The organism is Vibrio cholerae (assembly GCF_008369605.1).
GTDB classification, from domain to species: Bacteria; Pseudomonadota; Gammaproteobacteria; order Enterobacterales; family Vibrionaceae; genus Vibrio; species Vibrio cholerae.
In genome coordinates this window covers 543,195-555,686 of record NZ_CP043556.1, presented here as the reverse complement: position 1 = coordinate 555,686, position 12,492 = coordinate 543,195, and the positions used below count along the sequence as shown (strand labels likewise).

10 protein-coding genes and 1 pseudogene are annotated in these 12,492 nt (G+C 48.8%); 1 reads left to right on the top strand and 10 read right to left on the bottom strand.

Annotated features, from left to right (window positions below):
* Positions 1 to 57 precede the first annotated feature (57 nt).
* The 9 genes and pseudogenes from F0316_RS16615 to F0316_RS16575 all read right to left on the bottom strand — a co-directional run bounded on the left by F0316_RS16615 (position 58) and on the right by F0316_RS16575 (position 10,591).
* A pseudogene (locus F0316_RS16615) lies at positions 58 to 998 on the bottom strand (Gfo/Idh/MocA family protein).
* Positions 999 to 1,113: 115 nt separating this feature from the next.
* A complete protein-coding gene (locus F0316_RS16610; RefSeq protein WP_000818298.1) occupies positions 1,114 to 1,644 on the bottom strand; it encodes an MltR family transcriptional regulator in 531 nt (176 codons plus the stop codon).
* A gap of 99 nt (positions 1,645 to 1,743) precedes the next feature.
* On the bottom strand, positions 1,744 to 2,898 hold the full coding sequence (locus F0316_RS16605; RefSeq protein ID WP_000739122.1) for a mannitol-1-phosphate 5-dehydrogenase: 1,155 nt from the start codon (positions 2,896 to 2,898) through the stop codon (positions 1,744 to 1,746).
* Positions 2,899 to 2,998: 100 nt separating this feature from the next.
* Complete coding sequence (locus F0316_RS16600; protein ID WP_088127436.1) at positions 2,999 to 4,948, bottom strand: PTS mannitol transporter subunit IICBA; 1,950 nt, start codon at positions 4,946 to 4,948, stop codon at positions 2,999 to 3,001.
* Positions 4,949 to 5,495: 547 nt separating this feature from the next.
* Positions 5,496 to 7,199, bottom strand: coding sequence for a phospho-sugar mutase (locus tag F0316_RS16595; RefSeq protein WP_149560738.1), 1,704 nt, complete (start codon positions 7,197 to 7,199; stop codon positions 5,496 to 5,498).
* Between the two features lie 112 nt (positions 7,200 to 7,311).
* A complete protein-coding gene (locus F0316_RS16590; protein WP_149560737.1) occupies positions 7,312 to 8,208 on the bottom strand; it encodes an amino acid ABC transporter permease in 897 nt (298 codons plus the stop codon).
* A complete protein-coding gene (locus tag F0316_RS16585) occupies positions 8,209 to 9,045 on the bottom strand; it encodes a transporter substrate-binding domain-containing protein (RefSeq protein ID WP_149560736.1) in 837 nt (278 codons plus the stop codon).
* Positions 9,046 to 9,080: 35 nt separating this feature from the next.
* The gene (locus F0316_RS16580; protein ID WP_172626073.1) at positions 9,081 to 9,878 is read right to left on the bottom strand and encodes an amino acid ABC transporter permease; all 798 of its coding nucleotides are present in this window, start codon (positions 9,876 to 9,878) and stop codon (positions 9,081 to 9,083) included.
* The gene (locus tag F0316_RS16575) at positions 9,878 to 10,591 is read right to left on the bottom strand and encodes an amino acid ABC transporter ATP-binding protein (RefSeq protein ID WP_172626099.1); all 714 of its coding nucleotides are present in this window, start codon (positions 10,589 to 10,591) and stop codon (positions 9,878 to 9,880) included. Before F0316_RS16575 ends, F0316_RS16580 begins: the two co-directional genes overlap by 1 nt.
* A 307-nt stretch (positions 10,592 to 10,898) precedes the next feature.
* Between F0316_RS16575 and aroG the strand changes: the two genes are divergently transcribed.
* Entirely contained in the window at positions 10,899 to 11,951 is a 1,053-nt protein-coding gene (aroG, locus tag F0316_RS16570; RefSeq protein WP_149560733.1) for a 3-deoxy-7-phosphoheptulonate synthase AroG, read from the top strand.
* A gap of 94 nt (positions 11,952 to 12,045) precedes the next feature.
* Here the strand turns inward: aroG and F0316_RS16565 are convergent, their stop codons facing one another.
* Positions 12,046 to 12,294 (bottom strand): DUF3297 family protein, encoded by a 249-nt coding sequence (locus tag F0316_RS16565; protein WP_001000416.1) that lies wholly within the window; start codon positions 12,292 to 12,294, stop codon positions 12,046 to 12,048.
* Positions 12,295 to 12,492: the final 198 nt, after the last annotated feature.

Genomic DNA, 12,492 nt, shown 5'->3' with positions numbered 1-12,492 from the left:
AGCCCCCACCTTAGCGCTTCTCTCTATGGTGGGGGGCAACGTTGGTGGGGACAACGTTTAGCCCTTGGTTACCTGTTGAGTGATCTGCTGGCAAATCGCTTCAGCCAGTTGGTGACTGGCTAAGTTACGTTCAATGATATGAGTGGGTAGTTTGCCTGCTGCTGCAACTTGCAACCAATCTTGCACCATAGCGTCAAAGCCTTTACTGGCGAGCATCGGTGTCCAATCTTTTAAGGCCACTCGACTTTCTTGGTTATCTCGCCACATTTTGCCTTGGGTAAAGGAATCAAACTGATAAGCCACATTGTCATAGCTCGCGGTCACCTGTTCAGTGGTGATGCCAAACTGACGGTTCATCGAAGCGTGCAATAAGGTATCGCCCGTTTGCCATTGAACATCAAGGCGGGCGAGGAGTCCTTCACTCGTGTGATAGGTGAGATGGAGGTCATCTAAATTGCACTGACGCGAAAGGTTGACGCTATCTAGAGGATGAATGAAATCATCGAACACAAAGGTGCGAATATCGCCGGGTAGTGCAGTGCGTGGCGATGTTTTTCCCAACGCAGTGAACGCAGCGCACCACACTCTTGTTGAGCCAGCTCGAACAAATGTTGGTTGTAGAGTGGGATATGACGTCGGTTAAACCCGACATAAAGTGGTTGGTGGTATTTTTCGGCGAGTTCATACAAGTTATCACACTCTTGTGCGCTCGCGGCGAGTGGTTTATCGACAAAGGTTGGGACTCCTAGACGCAGAAAAAACGCCGCAAGTGTGCTGTGTACATCGGTCGCCGCATGGATCATCACTGCATCCACACCATACTGCAACACATCACGGTAGTCGGTGCACGTCGCGCTGACTCGGTAACGCGTCGCTAGAGTCCCCAATACTTTCGGATTTCGGGTGCAGAGCACCAATTCAATATCTGGCCATTGAGCCAATACGGGAAGATAAGCTTTCTGGGCAATATCTCCCAGACCAATCATAGCGACTTTCATGCTTCACTCGTCTGTCATCAGAAATGATTCTCAGGCTAACACGATACACAGACAAGATGAAAAATGGATGTGGAAGTTGAGCGGAGATCACGCGAAATCGGCGTGCACCTAAACGTTAAAACGGGCTGTCTTTGTTGAGTGCATTACAAATTTGAATGATGGCCAGAGAGAGACCAGATTTGATCACTTGTTGTTGGCGTTGCAATTGCAGGTGGTAAAAGCTGAGGTCAATATCGTCGTCTGGCTCCACGACGTTTAAATGCAACATGCCCATTTTTTTGACCAGATTGAGTGCTTTGATTGGCGCGAGAATTTGCGGGTCGGTGAATTGGTACTCGGTGGCATCATGATTGAGCTGATTACGCAGTTTGATCAGGTGTTCAATATCGTGGAAAACCTCATCTGGGATCACGCCCAAACCAAACAAAAGTTTTAGGCGAACCGTTAGGTCACCTAGCGGCCCTGTATCGTGCAAGAGTGGTTCAACTACGGATTTCACCGCGAAATTGTCTTTACGGAAAATACGTTGCATCAGTGCATCAATGGCTTCGGTTAGCACATCAACCGTTGTAATGAAGAATCCTCGTACCGTGTGGGTCTGATTCAAGCGCTCCAGAATGTCGGATTCGTTAATTTTTTCTGCCATAAACTGATCTGTTGTTGGGTTGAGTCGAGAGCGAGTGACAGCTCTCGACATTTTAAGACTACCGATAACCGCATTTTTTCAAACGGTTATCCCGATACTTCAATCCATCTGTTGGTAGAGAGCTTCAATTTGTTGTGCTTCCACACTCTCGGCGGCTAACCCGGTATAGCGGGCAAGTGTAGAGCGAACACCTTCTTTTTCAATACTTTGTTGTAATTCGACGGCTTGGGGATCACTGCTATTGCGATATTTCAGCGCTGCGGCAATCCCTTTCAATAACATGCCGTTTGGTAAGCCGTACTCAATTGTACCGAGTAAAGGTTTGATTAATCTATCATTTGCGCTAAGTTTTCTCAGCGGCTGACGACCAACGCGATCCACTTCATCCACCAGATAAGGATTGGCAAAGCGGCTTAGGATTTTCTCGATGTAGGCGCTGTGCAGGGCGCGATCAAAACCATAGCGGCGGATCAGCACTTCACCGCTCTCTTGCATCGCTTGTTTCACCTGTGCATGAATGCACGGATCTTCAATCGCTTCACGGATGGTGCGGTGACCTTTTAAACAGCCCAGATAAGCCGTCACACAGTGACCCGTGTTCAGAGTAAACAGTTTGCGTTCGACAAACGCCATCAGGTTATCGGTTTTCTCCATTCCCTCAATCTGTGGGATCTCGCCTTTAAACTGCTGCTCATCCACAATCCATTCGCTGAAGCTTTCTACGGTCACTTCCAACGGATCGTCGTTAGCTGCTTGCAACGGTGGCACAATGCGATCGACTGCGGAATCCACAAAGCCCACTAAAGCATCAGCTTGTTGTTGTTCCTCGGTAGTGAGGAATTGATACACCTGCTGCTTAAGGTGAGTCGTACCGCGCACCATATTCTCACAGGCGATGATGTTGAGTGGTTGCGTATTACCTGCGGCAAAGCGAGCGCTCAAACCCTTGGCGATGGTTTTGGCAATGATATCCAGCACTGTTGGCCCAACCGCCGTGGTGACTAAATCGGTTTTGATAATCCGCTCGATCAAGGCTTCACTAGCACTGTTGACGGCGGTGACGTGGCTAACGGTTTCCATTTTGCATTCGCTACCGACCACTTTGACTTTGTATTCTTGTTGATGACTCAGTTGATCCACAAGGGGTTCGTTGACATCGGCGAAGGTGACGGCAATGTCGGCATCCGCCAGAAGTTTGCCAATAAAGCCACGGCCAATGTTGCCAGCACCAAAATGAACTGCATTCTTTTTCATCATTACCTACCTAAATTTTGAATGTTTCTCTCACTGCCTGAGGTGAGGTCAGCCACATAGGGGGCGTCGCTGACCTCGTTTTGCCTCAGGAGCAAAAACGTTATGCCGCTTGGTTAGTAGCCAAAATGCTCAGTACATCACTCACATCAAGGGTTGAGGTGAGCTTGTCGATTGCATTTGGATCATCAAGAGCATTGGTAATGGTGGTAATGACTTGAATATGCTCGTCATTTTTAGCAGCGATACCAATCACGAGTTTGGCAACATCGCCGCTGTCTTCGCTAAAAGCGACGCCTTGTGGGTATTGGCAAATCACGATGCCGGTTTTGATCACGCGATCTTTGGCATCCACAGTACCGTGAGGCACCGCGATGGATTCACCAAGGTAGGTCGAAACCAGCTTTTCACGCTCGAACATGGCATCGACGTACTCTGGGTGAACGTAACCCAGTTCAACTAATTTGTTACCCGCGAAACGAATCGCCTCTTCTTTATTTTTGGCGTTCAGGCCAAGGTGAATGTTCTCTTTTTGCAGTTGGAATACGCTTGGCTGCTGTACTTCATAGCTGTCATCGTTAGCGGCCAAAATCGAAGGCTTGATCAACTGGCTATCGTTGGCCGCTTGGCGCTTTGCGGCGATAAGCTGAGTCACTAACTGGCTGTATAGCGCACTGTCTAGGAAGTTATTGAGTGAAATATGCTCGGCATTCGGCGCGTGTTGACGTGCACGGTCCGTCAAATCTTGGTGGGTGATCACCATATCCACATGAGCAGGGAGTGAGTTGATGGCCATATTCGTTACCGTAACGGGCAAACCGACTTCCTGAATTTTTTTACGTAGCATGCTGGCACCCATGGCACTAGAGCCCATACCCGCATCACAAGCGACAATAATGCTTTGTACATTCGCCATGTCGATTTTTTTGCTTTGGGTCGCCGTCGGTGCCGCTTGACCTTTTGAACCCGCTTTCATCTCTTGCATTTTCGAGGTGGCTTTCACCAACGCGTCTTTATCGCCATCTTGCTCGGTTGAAGTTTGTGCTTTCATCAGTAGCGCTGCGACGGTAAAAGAAACCGCTGCCGCTGCAAAGATGGAACACACAACACCTAAGATTGAGCCCTTATTGGTCATCAGCAGTACCGCGAAAATAGAGCCCGGAGATGCTGGAGATACCAGACCTGCATTAAATACGGTGAGCGTAAACACACCGGTCATACCGCCCGCAATCGCCGCCAAAATCAGGCGTGGATTCATCAGGATGTAAGGGAAATAGATTTCGTGGATACCACCAAAAAAGTGGATGATGGTCGCGCCGCCCGCGGTTTGGCGAGCCGTACCCTTACCAAACACCATGTACGCCAGCAAAATACCAAGGCCAGGACCTGGGTTGGCTTCAATTAAGAAGAAAATAGATTGACCCGTTTCACTGGCTTGCTGAATGCCCAGCGGTGAGAAAATACCGTGGTTAATCGCGTTGTTGAGGAACAAAATTTTGGCTGGCTCAACAAAAATGGACGTCAGAGGGAGTAAGTGAGCGGTCACGAGGAAGTTAACTCCAGCCGCTAATGCGCCTGACAGCACTTTCACAAATGGGCCAATCAGGAAGAAAGCGATGATGGCACACAGCATACCGATAATGCCCGCTGAGAAGTTGTTGACCAACATTTCAAAGCCACTGCGCACTTTACCATCGATTTTTTTATCGAACGCTTTAATTGCCCAGCCACCCATAGGACCGACGATCATTGCGCCCATGAACATGGGAATGTCGGTACCGACAATCACGCCCATAGTGGTAATAGCACCCACCACCGCACCGCGCTCGCCACCTGCCAGTTTACCGCCGGTATAACCGATCAACAGTGGCAATAAGTAGGTAATCATAGGCCCAACCAAAGAGGCTAACGTCTCATTGGGTACCCAGCCTGTTGGAATAAAAAGCGCAGTAATAAAGCCCCACGCAATAAAAGCGCCGATATTCGGCATAACCATGTTTGATAAGAAACGGCCAAAATTTTGTATCTTGACCTTGGCGTCTGATGATATCATCGCGTCCCCCGTTGGATGTTCCGTTTGAATTTAATCGTAGTAACGGTTCGGCAAAAACCGTTGATTGCTTAGTACACAATCACTCTACCACACAAATTTCGAATGGAATCACCAACGGGTTTTTTGTGATCTTTGTGGCTAAAATGTTAGTTATATTCCAACTTTTTAGTGATCACTTTCAAATTTTCGTTATGTAAATTTAATACAAATTCTGCTTATTTGTTTTGTCAATTTACTTTTAATGCTCAATATCTCAATTTTGTTATTTTAAATAAAAATAAAATAGTGACCCTGTTCACAATTGTTAGTTTCCAATAGACGGAAAATAAGTCCGATGATGATTTTTGTCACATTTAATGCCTGTTCTTTGCGTTCGCATCCTATACCTTATTTTAATTATTGTTCGTTTTGTAATTTAGCTACGAAATATACCCTTTAACTTTTAGCCTTGCAGCGTTAAGCCGCTAGGTAATAGCACTGCGTTGTTGTCAAAAAGGAGAGGTTTTGGCCTCTCCTTCGCATTATGGATTATCTTATTTTTTGAGTGTTACAAGCTGGTTTGATGCTCTGCAATCAGCAGCGACATCTGCTCATCGGCACGCTCTTGCGCGCTCATAAAATCTTCCCCAGCCGCAAACGGCGTCACTACCTCGTAGTAGCACTTGAGCTTAGGTTCAGTACCCGATGGGCGCACAATCACGCGAGCGCCACCGTCCAGATGGTAAATGAGCACATCACTGGTTGGCAGGGTAATCGTTTCGGTTTTGCCATCGGCAAAGGTGCGGCGTGCCAGTTTAAAATCTTCCACGATGAGCACTTTACGCCCTGCAATGTCCTTTGGTGGCGTGGCACGCAATTTATCGCCCACCGGAGGCGAATTGGGTGCCAGCGCAATGCTGCGCTGCGCATTCACGTGCAGGCCATGCTGGCGATACAGGGCTTCAAGCTGATCCCATACCGTTTTGCCTTGTGCATTAAGCTCTGCTGCCAGTTGAGCAAAAGCGACCAGAGCAGAAAGGCCATCCTTATCCCACACTGTGCTACCAATGGTGTATCCCAAGGCTTCTTCATAAGCGAACAGGAATTGGTGCTGCTCGGTTTGCTCTTGCATCGCCACGTTGGTCAACCATTTAAAACCAGTGAGGGTTTGGTAATAACGCGCGCCATGAGCTGCGGCGATTTTACTGAGCAAGCTGGAAGAGACGATAGTGTTGCCGACCAGTTGACGATGAGCATCGGTTTGCGAGAGCAGATAGTGACCAAACAGTGAGCCGACTTGATCGCCTGTCAGCATTTGATATTCGCCATCGGCTTTACGCGCGGCAACCGCAAAGCGATCTGCATCTGGGTCATTCGCACAAGCAAGCTGAGCGCCGACTTTTTTGGCCAGTGCCATCACCATATCCATCGCGCCCGCTTCTTCAGGGTTCGGGAAGTTGACGGTTGGGAATGTGCCATCCGGCTCACGCTGTTCCTTCACGCTGCTAACGTGAGTAAAACCGGCATCGGCGAGTAAGGTTTCTGCCATATTGGCACCCACACCATGCATCGCGGTGTAAGCCAAGCTCAGCACTTGCGGCTTAGTGTGATGCTGCAACAGTGGGCTTGCACCAATGGTTTTACGGTAAGTTTGGTAATACTCATCACGTAGCCAATGCAGCAGGCCTTGTTGCTCTGCCTCTTCAAGGGATAGATAAGGGAGCGCTTGTTGCGCCGCTTGGTCAATACAAGCCGCAATACCTGCATCATGCGGCGGAATAATTTGCGCGCCGTTTTCCCAATACACTTTAAATCCGTTGTATTCCGGCGGGTTGTGGCTTGCGGTTACTACAACAGCGGCGGCCGCATTGAAATGACGTACGCCGAAAGCCACGATAGGGGTCGCCGCGACTTGGTAGGTCAAATAGGTTTTGATGCCGAGTGAAGTCAGCACGCTTGCGGTATCGTGAGCAAACTGCTTTGAATCTGGGCGGCCATCGTAACCAATCACTACGCCGCGGTTTTTGGCATCAGGTAATTGAGCAATCAAGTAATGCCCCAGACCAGCCGCCGTTTCTTGGATCACTAAACGGTTCATGCGGTTAGGGCCACAGCCGACTTTGCCACGCAAACCCGCAGTACCAAATTCAAGGCGTGATTGAAAGCGCTCGGCAATCTGCGCGTCTTGCTGAGTATCGATCAACTGTTGCAGTTCTTGACGAGTTTTAGGATCCGGATCTCTGGCCAACCAGTGTGTGACTTGTGAATTCATGGGGTCACCTTTATCTATTGAGGTTTTGATAATTCAGTCTAATTGATATTTATTCTCAAAAATATCGAAGCAATCGCTAAACTGGCTTTACTTCGATACCGTCTTTCATCGTTCAACGGCTTAAATGGCGTAAGCTGCGCTTCTCTACTTGCTTAAACAGCATAGACAGGGATAAGCAAAGCACCAGATAGGCTGCGCCGACAATCAGCCAAATCTCAAAAATTAGTCCAGATGAGTTGGCGATTTCGCTGCCGACAAAGGTCAGTTCTTGAATCGAAATCAGCGAGATGATCGACGTATCTTTGATGAGGGATATCGTCTGTCCTGCCAGCGATGGGGTAATAGCGGTCAGTACTTGTGGGGCAATCACATAGCGGTATTTGACCCACGTTGGCAAGCCAAGCGAATCCGCGGCCTCCCATTGTCCCTGCGGGATGTTGGCGAGTCCCGCCCGCACGATTTCCGCAATGTAAGCAGAAGAGAGCAGCCCGATACACAACACGCCGGACAACAAGTTTTCCCACAAGCGGGCAGGGCCAAACAGCCAAGTGATCAGCGGGTGAACTTCCGCTGTATGGTCGCGCAGTAGCTCATCCAAACCCAGTAGCGGGATGAGTTGATTGGAGATGAAAAAATAGAAGATAAACACAAACACCAGTGGTGGAATATTGCGTACTAGCTGCACAAATGCGTTAGCGGGTAAACGCACAAACCACGCCTTTTGGCTGCGCGCGATGCCGATCAATGACCCTAACACTAAAGCCAGTACCATGCCCCATAAGCTTAAACGTAACGTTGCGCCTAAGCCTTGTACGAAGTAGGGTAAGCTGCCATCGGCACGCGGCGTGAAAATTAGCGTCCACGCTTCACGCCAATGCCAATGGTAGTGAATTCCCACTTCAGATCGGTAATAGAGCCAGCCAATGAGGCTGGCGATTGCGAGCAGTAATCCGCCATCCAGCAAAGTAAAACGATAGCCCGAGGAGGATTTTGCGCCATAGTTATTCATTTACTGACCTGAGGCGATCTGATCCTGCCAATCTAAAGTGGAGAACCAGTATTCGTAACGCGCTTGCAGCCAGCCATCAGCAGTGCGGTCCGCAATCCATTGATCAAAAAAGGCTTTCTTATCTTCTTCCCCTAAACGCACTGCAAACGCTTCATTGCCTTTACTTAAACGCTCACTGAAAGGAAGGAACAGCGAATCACTGTGTTTGATGCTTTCATGCTCGGGTTTTGGGCTTGAAGCAATCACAGCATGCGCGTTGCCGTTGATTACTTCTTGGAAAGCTTGGGCATCGTCATCAAATTGCAGCACGCTGGCTTTCGGGAAAGTTTCACGCGCCACTTGCACGGTGAAAGCGCCACGGCGAGCCGCGATTTTTACGTTGCGCTTGTTAAAGTCTTCCAACTTGAAAAAGCCTTCAGCGAGCTTTTTGCTCGCGGCAAGTTGCACACCAGAGTGCGAATAGGGCGCAGTAAACAGCACACTTTTGGAGCGCTCAGGCGTGACCGACATTCCGCCGATGATCACATCAAATTTTTTGGCCAGCAGAGCGGGAATAATGCCATCCCATGCGGTAGGCACAAATTCCACTTGCCAACCTGAGTCGGCGGCTAAGCGTTTAGCGACATCAATCTCAAAGCCAATCAACTCGCCTTGTTTATCGCGCATTGCCCAAGGCACAAAGGTCGACATACCCACGCGCAGCGTGCCGCGCTCTTTAATCGCATCAAGATTGGGTGTGTCGCTCGCCACTGCTGGCAAAGTGAAAGCCAGACCCAACAAGCCCGTAAGTAAGGTTTTAACGCTGAATCGACCTAAACGTTGTCCGAATGGTTTCATAGAAGTTCCCTTTTTATTTCGCGCATTTTTTCGCGTTATGGTGAGCGCCACTGCGCGCCCAGTTTATGTTCTAGCCAAGCTGATAACGCTGACAGAGTCAGGGTTAACAACAGATAGATCGCCGCGACGCTGAACCAGATCTCAAACGGCATCGCGGTTTCCGAGACGATATTTCGTCCCTGAGTGGTGAGATCAAAAATCGCCATCACACTGACAATAGACGAGTTTTTAATCAGCGACACCATCTCATTGGTCAGTGGAGGTAATGTACGTTGCAGAAGTTGCGGCAGGATCACATCGTAAAAGGTAAAAAAGCGCGATAAGCCGAGCGAGCGTGCCGCTTCATACTGGCCTTGCGCAATGCTGTTTAACCCGCCGCGAAATACCTCTGCGGTATACGCGCCCTGAAACAGCGCGAGGGCTAGCACTGCGGTGGCAAAACGGTCGAGCCCAATCACAGGACCGAACACAAAGTAGAGGAGGTAAATTTGCACCAAAAGCGGCGTGTTGCGCACTACCGCTATGTATCCGGTGCCTAAAGCGCGCCCGACCAGTGAGTGTGACTGACGCAGCAAAGCGGTGGTTAAACCCAGAGCCAAAGTGAAAATCAAACTGATCCCAGTGAGCTGCAATGTGACCAACAGGCCGTGCAGTAAATCACCTGCCCACCATTCGCCGTCTTCAAAAATCAACACATACTCAGGCACGCGGTGCCACTGCCATGTATAGCCCATCGCTTCTGCGCCGGAATCGAGTAGCCAGACCAATCCGGCAAACACTAACATCATTTGCAGGGTGGCGAACAGCAGTGGGCGAAGAAAGCGTTTTATCATCAATGGCTCAGGATCTGATTGAGAAATTGTTGGGTACGTGGATGCGTTGGGTTTTGGAACAACTGTCCGGGTGAACCCACTTCGAGAATTTCCCCTTCATCCATGAACATCACGCGGTGCGCGACTTTACGCGCAAAGCCCATTTCATGAGTCACGCACATCATGGTAATGCCATCTTGCGCGAGGTCGACCATCACTTCGAGTACCTCGTTAATGGTTTCAGGATCAAGCGCGGAAGTGGGTTCATCAAACAGCAAAATCTCCGGTTGCATGCAGAGAGAGCGAGCAATCGCTACCCGTTGTTGCTGGCCGCCAGAGAGTTGAATCGGGTACTTATGTGCTTGATCGGTGATCTTCACCCGTTGCAGAAAATGATAAGCACGCTCCTTGGCTTCTTGCGCAGAGAGCTTGAGCGTGCGGATGGGCGCGAGGGTGAGATTTTCCAATACGGTTAGATGTGGAAACAGGTTGAAATGCTGAAACACCATGCCGATCTTACCGCTGCGTCGCGTGCGTTCATCCAATTCGGGTAAAACGATAATTTCACCGCTATCAATACTTTCTAAGCCATTTACGGTGCGGATTAGGGTTGATTTTCCGGAGCCGGAAGGACCACAAATCACCACAATCTCTCCTTTATTGACCGTAAGAGAAATCGATTTGAGCGCTTGAAATTGACCGTACCATTTGCTGACTTGGTGAAACTCTATCACTTTCATCTTGTTATCTTTGTGATTCTTATTGCCCTACCTTAGCAACATAAAACTCACAATGCATTAATTGATTCGGTTTTACTGAGCCGTTTTTTGAGTGGCTAAGGCTTACTCAATAGGGTGTAATCTATTGTTTACATCTTGTTTCTCCTGTAAAGAAAAGTGGAATCTTGCCTTTATTTAAAAATAGTGCTTGCGATATTTTCTGAGTGCCGATAAGTTACCCGAAGACACGACAGGTGCAGTAACTACCGTAGTGAGAGCCGTTATTCGCTAGGTAAACCAGAAAGTAAAGGAAGAAGTGACAATGTTTCAAACCGATGATGTAAAAATTAAGAAGATTAAAGAGCTACTGCCACCAGTCGCGGTGTTAGAGAAATTTCCGGCTACCGAAACCGCATCTTCGACCACGTTTCAGGCGCGCGAAGCCATTCATAACATGCTGCAAGATAAAGACGATCGCTTGTTGGTGGTGATTGGCCCTTGTTCCATTCATGATCCGAAAGCGGCAATTGAATACGGTCAGCGGTTAAAAGCACTGCGTGATGAGCTCAGTGGTCAGTTAGAAATCGTGATGCGCGTATATTTTGAGAAGCCACGTACCACAGTGGGTTGGAAAGGTCTGATCAACGATCCGTATCTCAATGACACTTATGAGATCAATGATGGCCTACGCATGGGGCGTAAATTGCTGCTGGATCTGACCGACATGGGGATGCCGACCGCCAGTGAGTTTCTCGACATGATCACGCCGCAGTACGTGGCGGATTTGATCAGTTGGGGCGCAATCGGAGCACGAACCACGGAATCACAAGTGCATCGTGAATTGGCTTCGGGGTTGTCTTGTCCTGTAGGTTTCAAAAACGGGACGGATGGCAACATTAAAATCGCGTCTGATGCGATTCGCTCTGCTGGTGCCTCTCACCACTTCTTGTCTGTTACCAAGTTTGGTCATTCGGCGATTGTCGAAACCGCAGGTAACCCAGATTGCCACATTATTCTGCGTGGCGGTAAAGAACCCAACTACAGCGCGGCGCACGTGAGCAATATCAAGCAAGAGCTGGAAGTGGCTGGCTTACCACAGAAAGTGATGATCGATTTCAGCCACGCGAACAGTTCTAAGCAGTTCAAACGTCAAATGGCAGTGGCGGAAGATGTTGCGGCGCAGATTGCGCAAGGCGAGCATGCTATCTTCGGGGTGATGATTGAATCGCATCTCGTTGAGGGACGTCAGGATCTGACCCCAGGTTGTAACCTGACTTACGGTCAATCCATCACGGATGCGTGTATTGGCTGGGAAGACACCGAAACAGTACTTCGCCAGCTGGCTGCTGCGATTGAAGCGCGTCGTCAGCGATAGGCGAACGAAAATAAAAAACCGCCTTTCTATTTTCTAGAGGCGGTTTTTTTACGACTCAAGCAATAAAAATATGCCTTTGTACGAAAGTGAATACTTACACGTAATAAGCTTCAACCGTGCCTTTCAATTGGATCAGCATAGGGTTGCCGTAGCGATCTTTCGCTTTTGGTGATGGAATTTTAATCCAGCCTTCGCTGATGCAGTACTCTTCTACATCGGTACGCTCTTTACCGTTAAAACGGATACCGATTTGGTGCTCAAAGCACTCTTTGATAAAGAATGGGCTGCGTGAATTACCGGATAAACGATCGGGTAGGGTGGGTTTTGCTGTAGTGTCGTTCATTGTATGTGACCTGACTCGATAAAAGTGCGCCATTGTAGACAGAGCGTGCGTAGGGTTCAAGTAGGCCAATATCCCATACCAAGCCTTCCTAATTTAAACAACCGCGAAAAGCGCGTGTCACAAATCGTGATGTCCAACTCGCGGCTTTTATTTAATCTGTCTATGTTTAACGTATCTTTTCATTGAATCATGAGGATA

Excerpts from the sequence above, each read along its gene's own strand:
- aroG (WP_149560733.1), top strand. The coding sequence starts at position 10,899 with ATGTTTCAAACCGATGATGTAAAAATTAAGAAGATTAAAGAGCTACTG.
- F0316_RS16590 (WP_149560737.1), bottom strand. The coding sequence starts at position 8,208 with ATGAATAACTATGGCGCAAAATCCTCCTCGGGCTATCGTTTTACTTTG.
- F0316_RS16600 (WP_088127436.1), bottom strand. The coding sequence starts at position 4,948 with ATGATATCATCAGACGCCAAGGTCAAGATACAAAATTTTGGCCGTTTC.
- F0316_RS16585 (WP_149560736.1), bottom strand. The coding sequence starts at position 9,045 with ATGAAACCATTCGGACAACGTTTAGGTCGATTCAGCGTTAAAACCTTA.
- F0316_RS16610 (WP_000818298.1), bottom strand. The coding sequence starts at position 1,644 with ATGGCAGAAAAAATTAACGAATCCGACATTCTGGAGCGCTTGAATCAG.
- F0316_RS16580 (WP_172626073.1), bottom strand. The coding sequence starts at position 9,878 with ATGATAAAACGCTTTCTTCGCCCACTGCTGTTCGCCACCCTGCAAATG.
- F0316_RS16565 (WP_001000416.1), bottom strand. The coding sequence starts at position 12,294 with ATGAACGACACTACAGCAAAACCCACCCTACCCGATCGTTTATCCGGT.
- F0316_RS16595 (WP_149560738.1), bottom strand. The coding sequence starts at position 7,199 with ATGAATTCACAAGTCACACACTGGTTGGCCAGAGATCCGGATCCTAAA.
- F0316_RS16605 (WP_000739122.1), bottom strand. The coding sequence starts at position 2,898 with ATGAAAAAGAATGCAGTTCATTTTGGTGCTGGCAACATTGGCCGTGGC.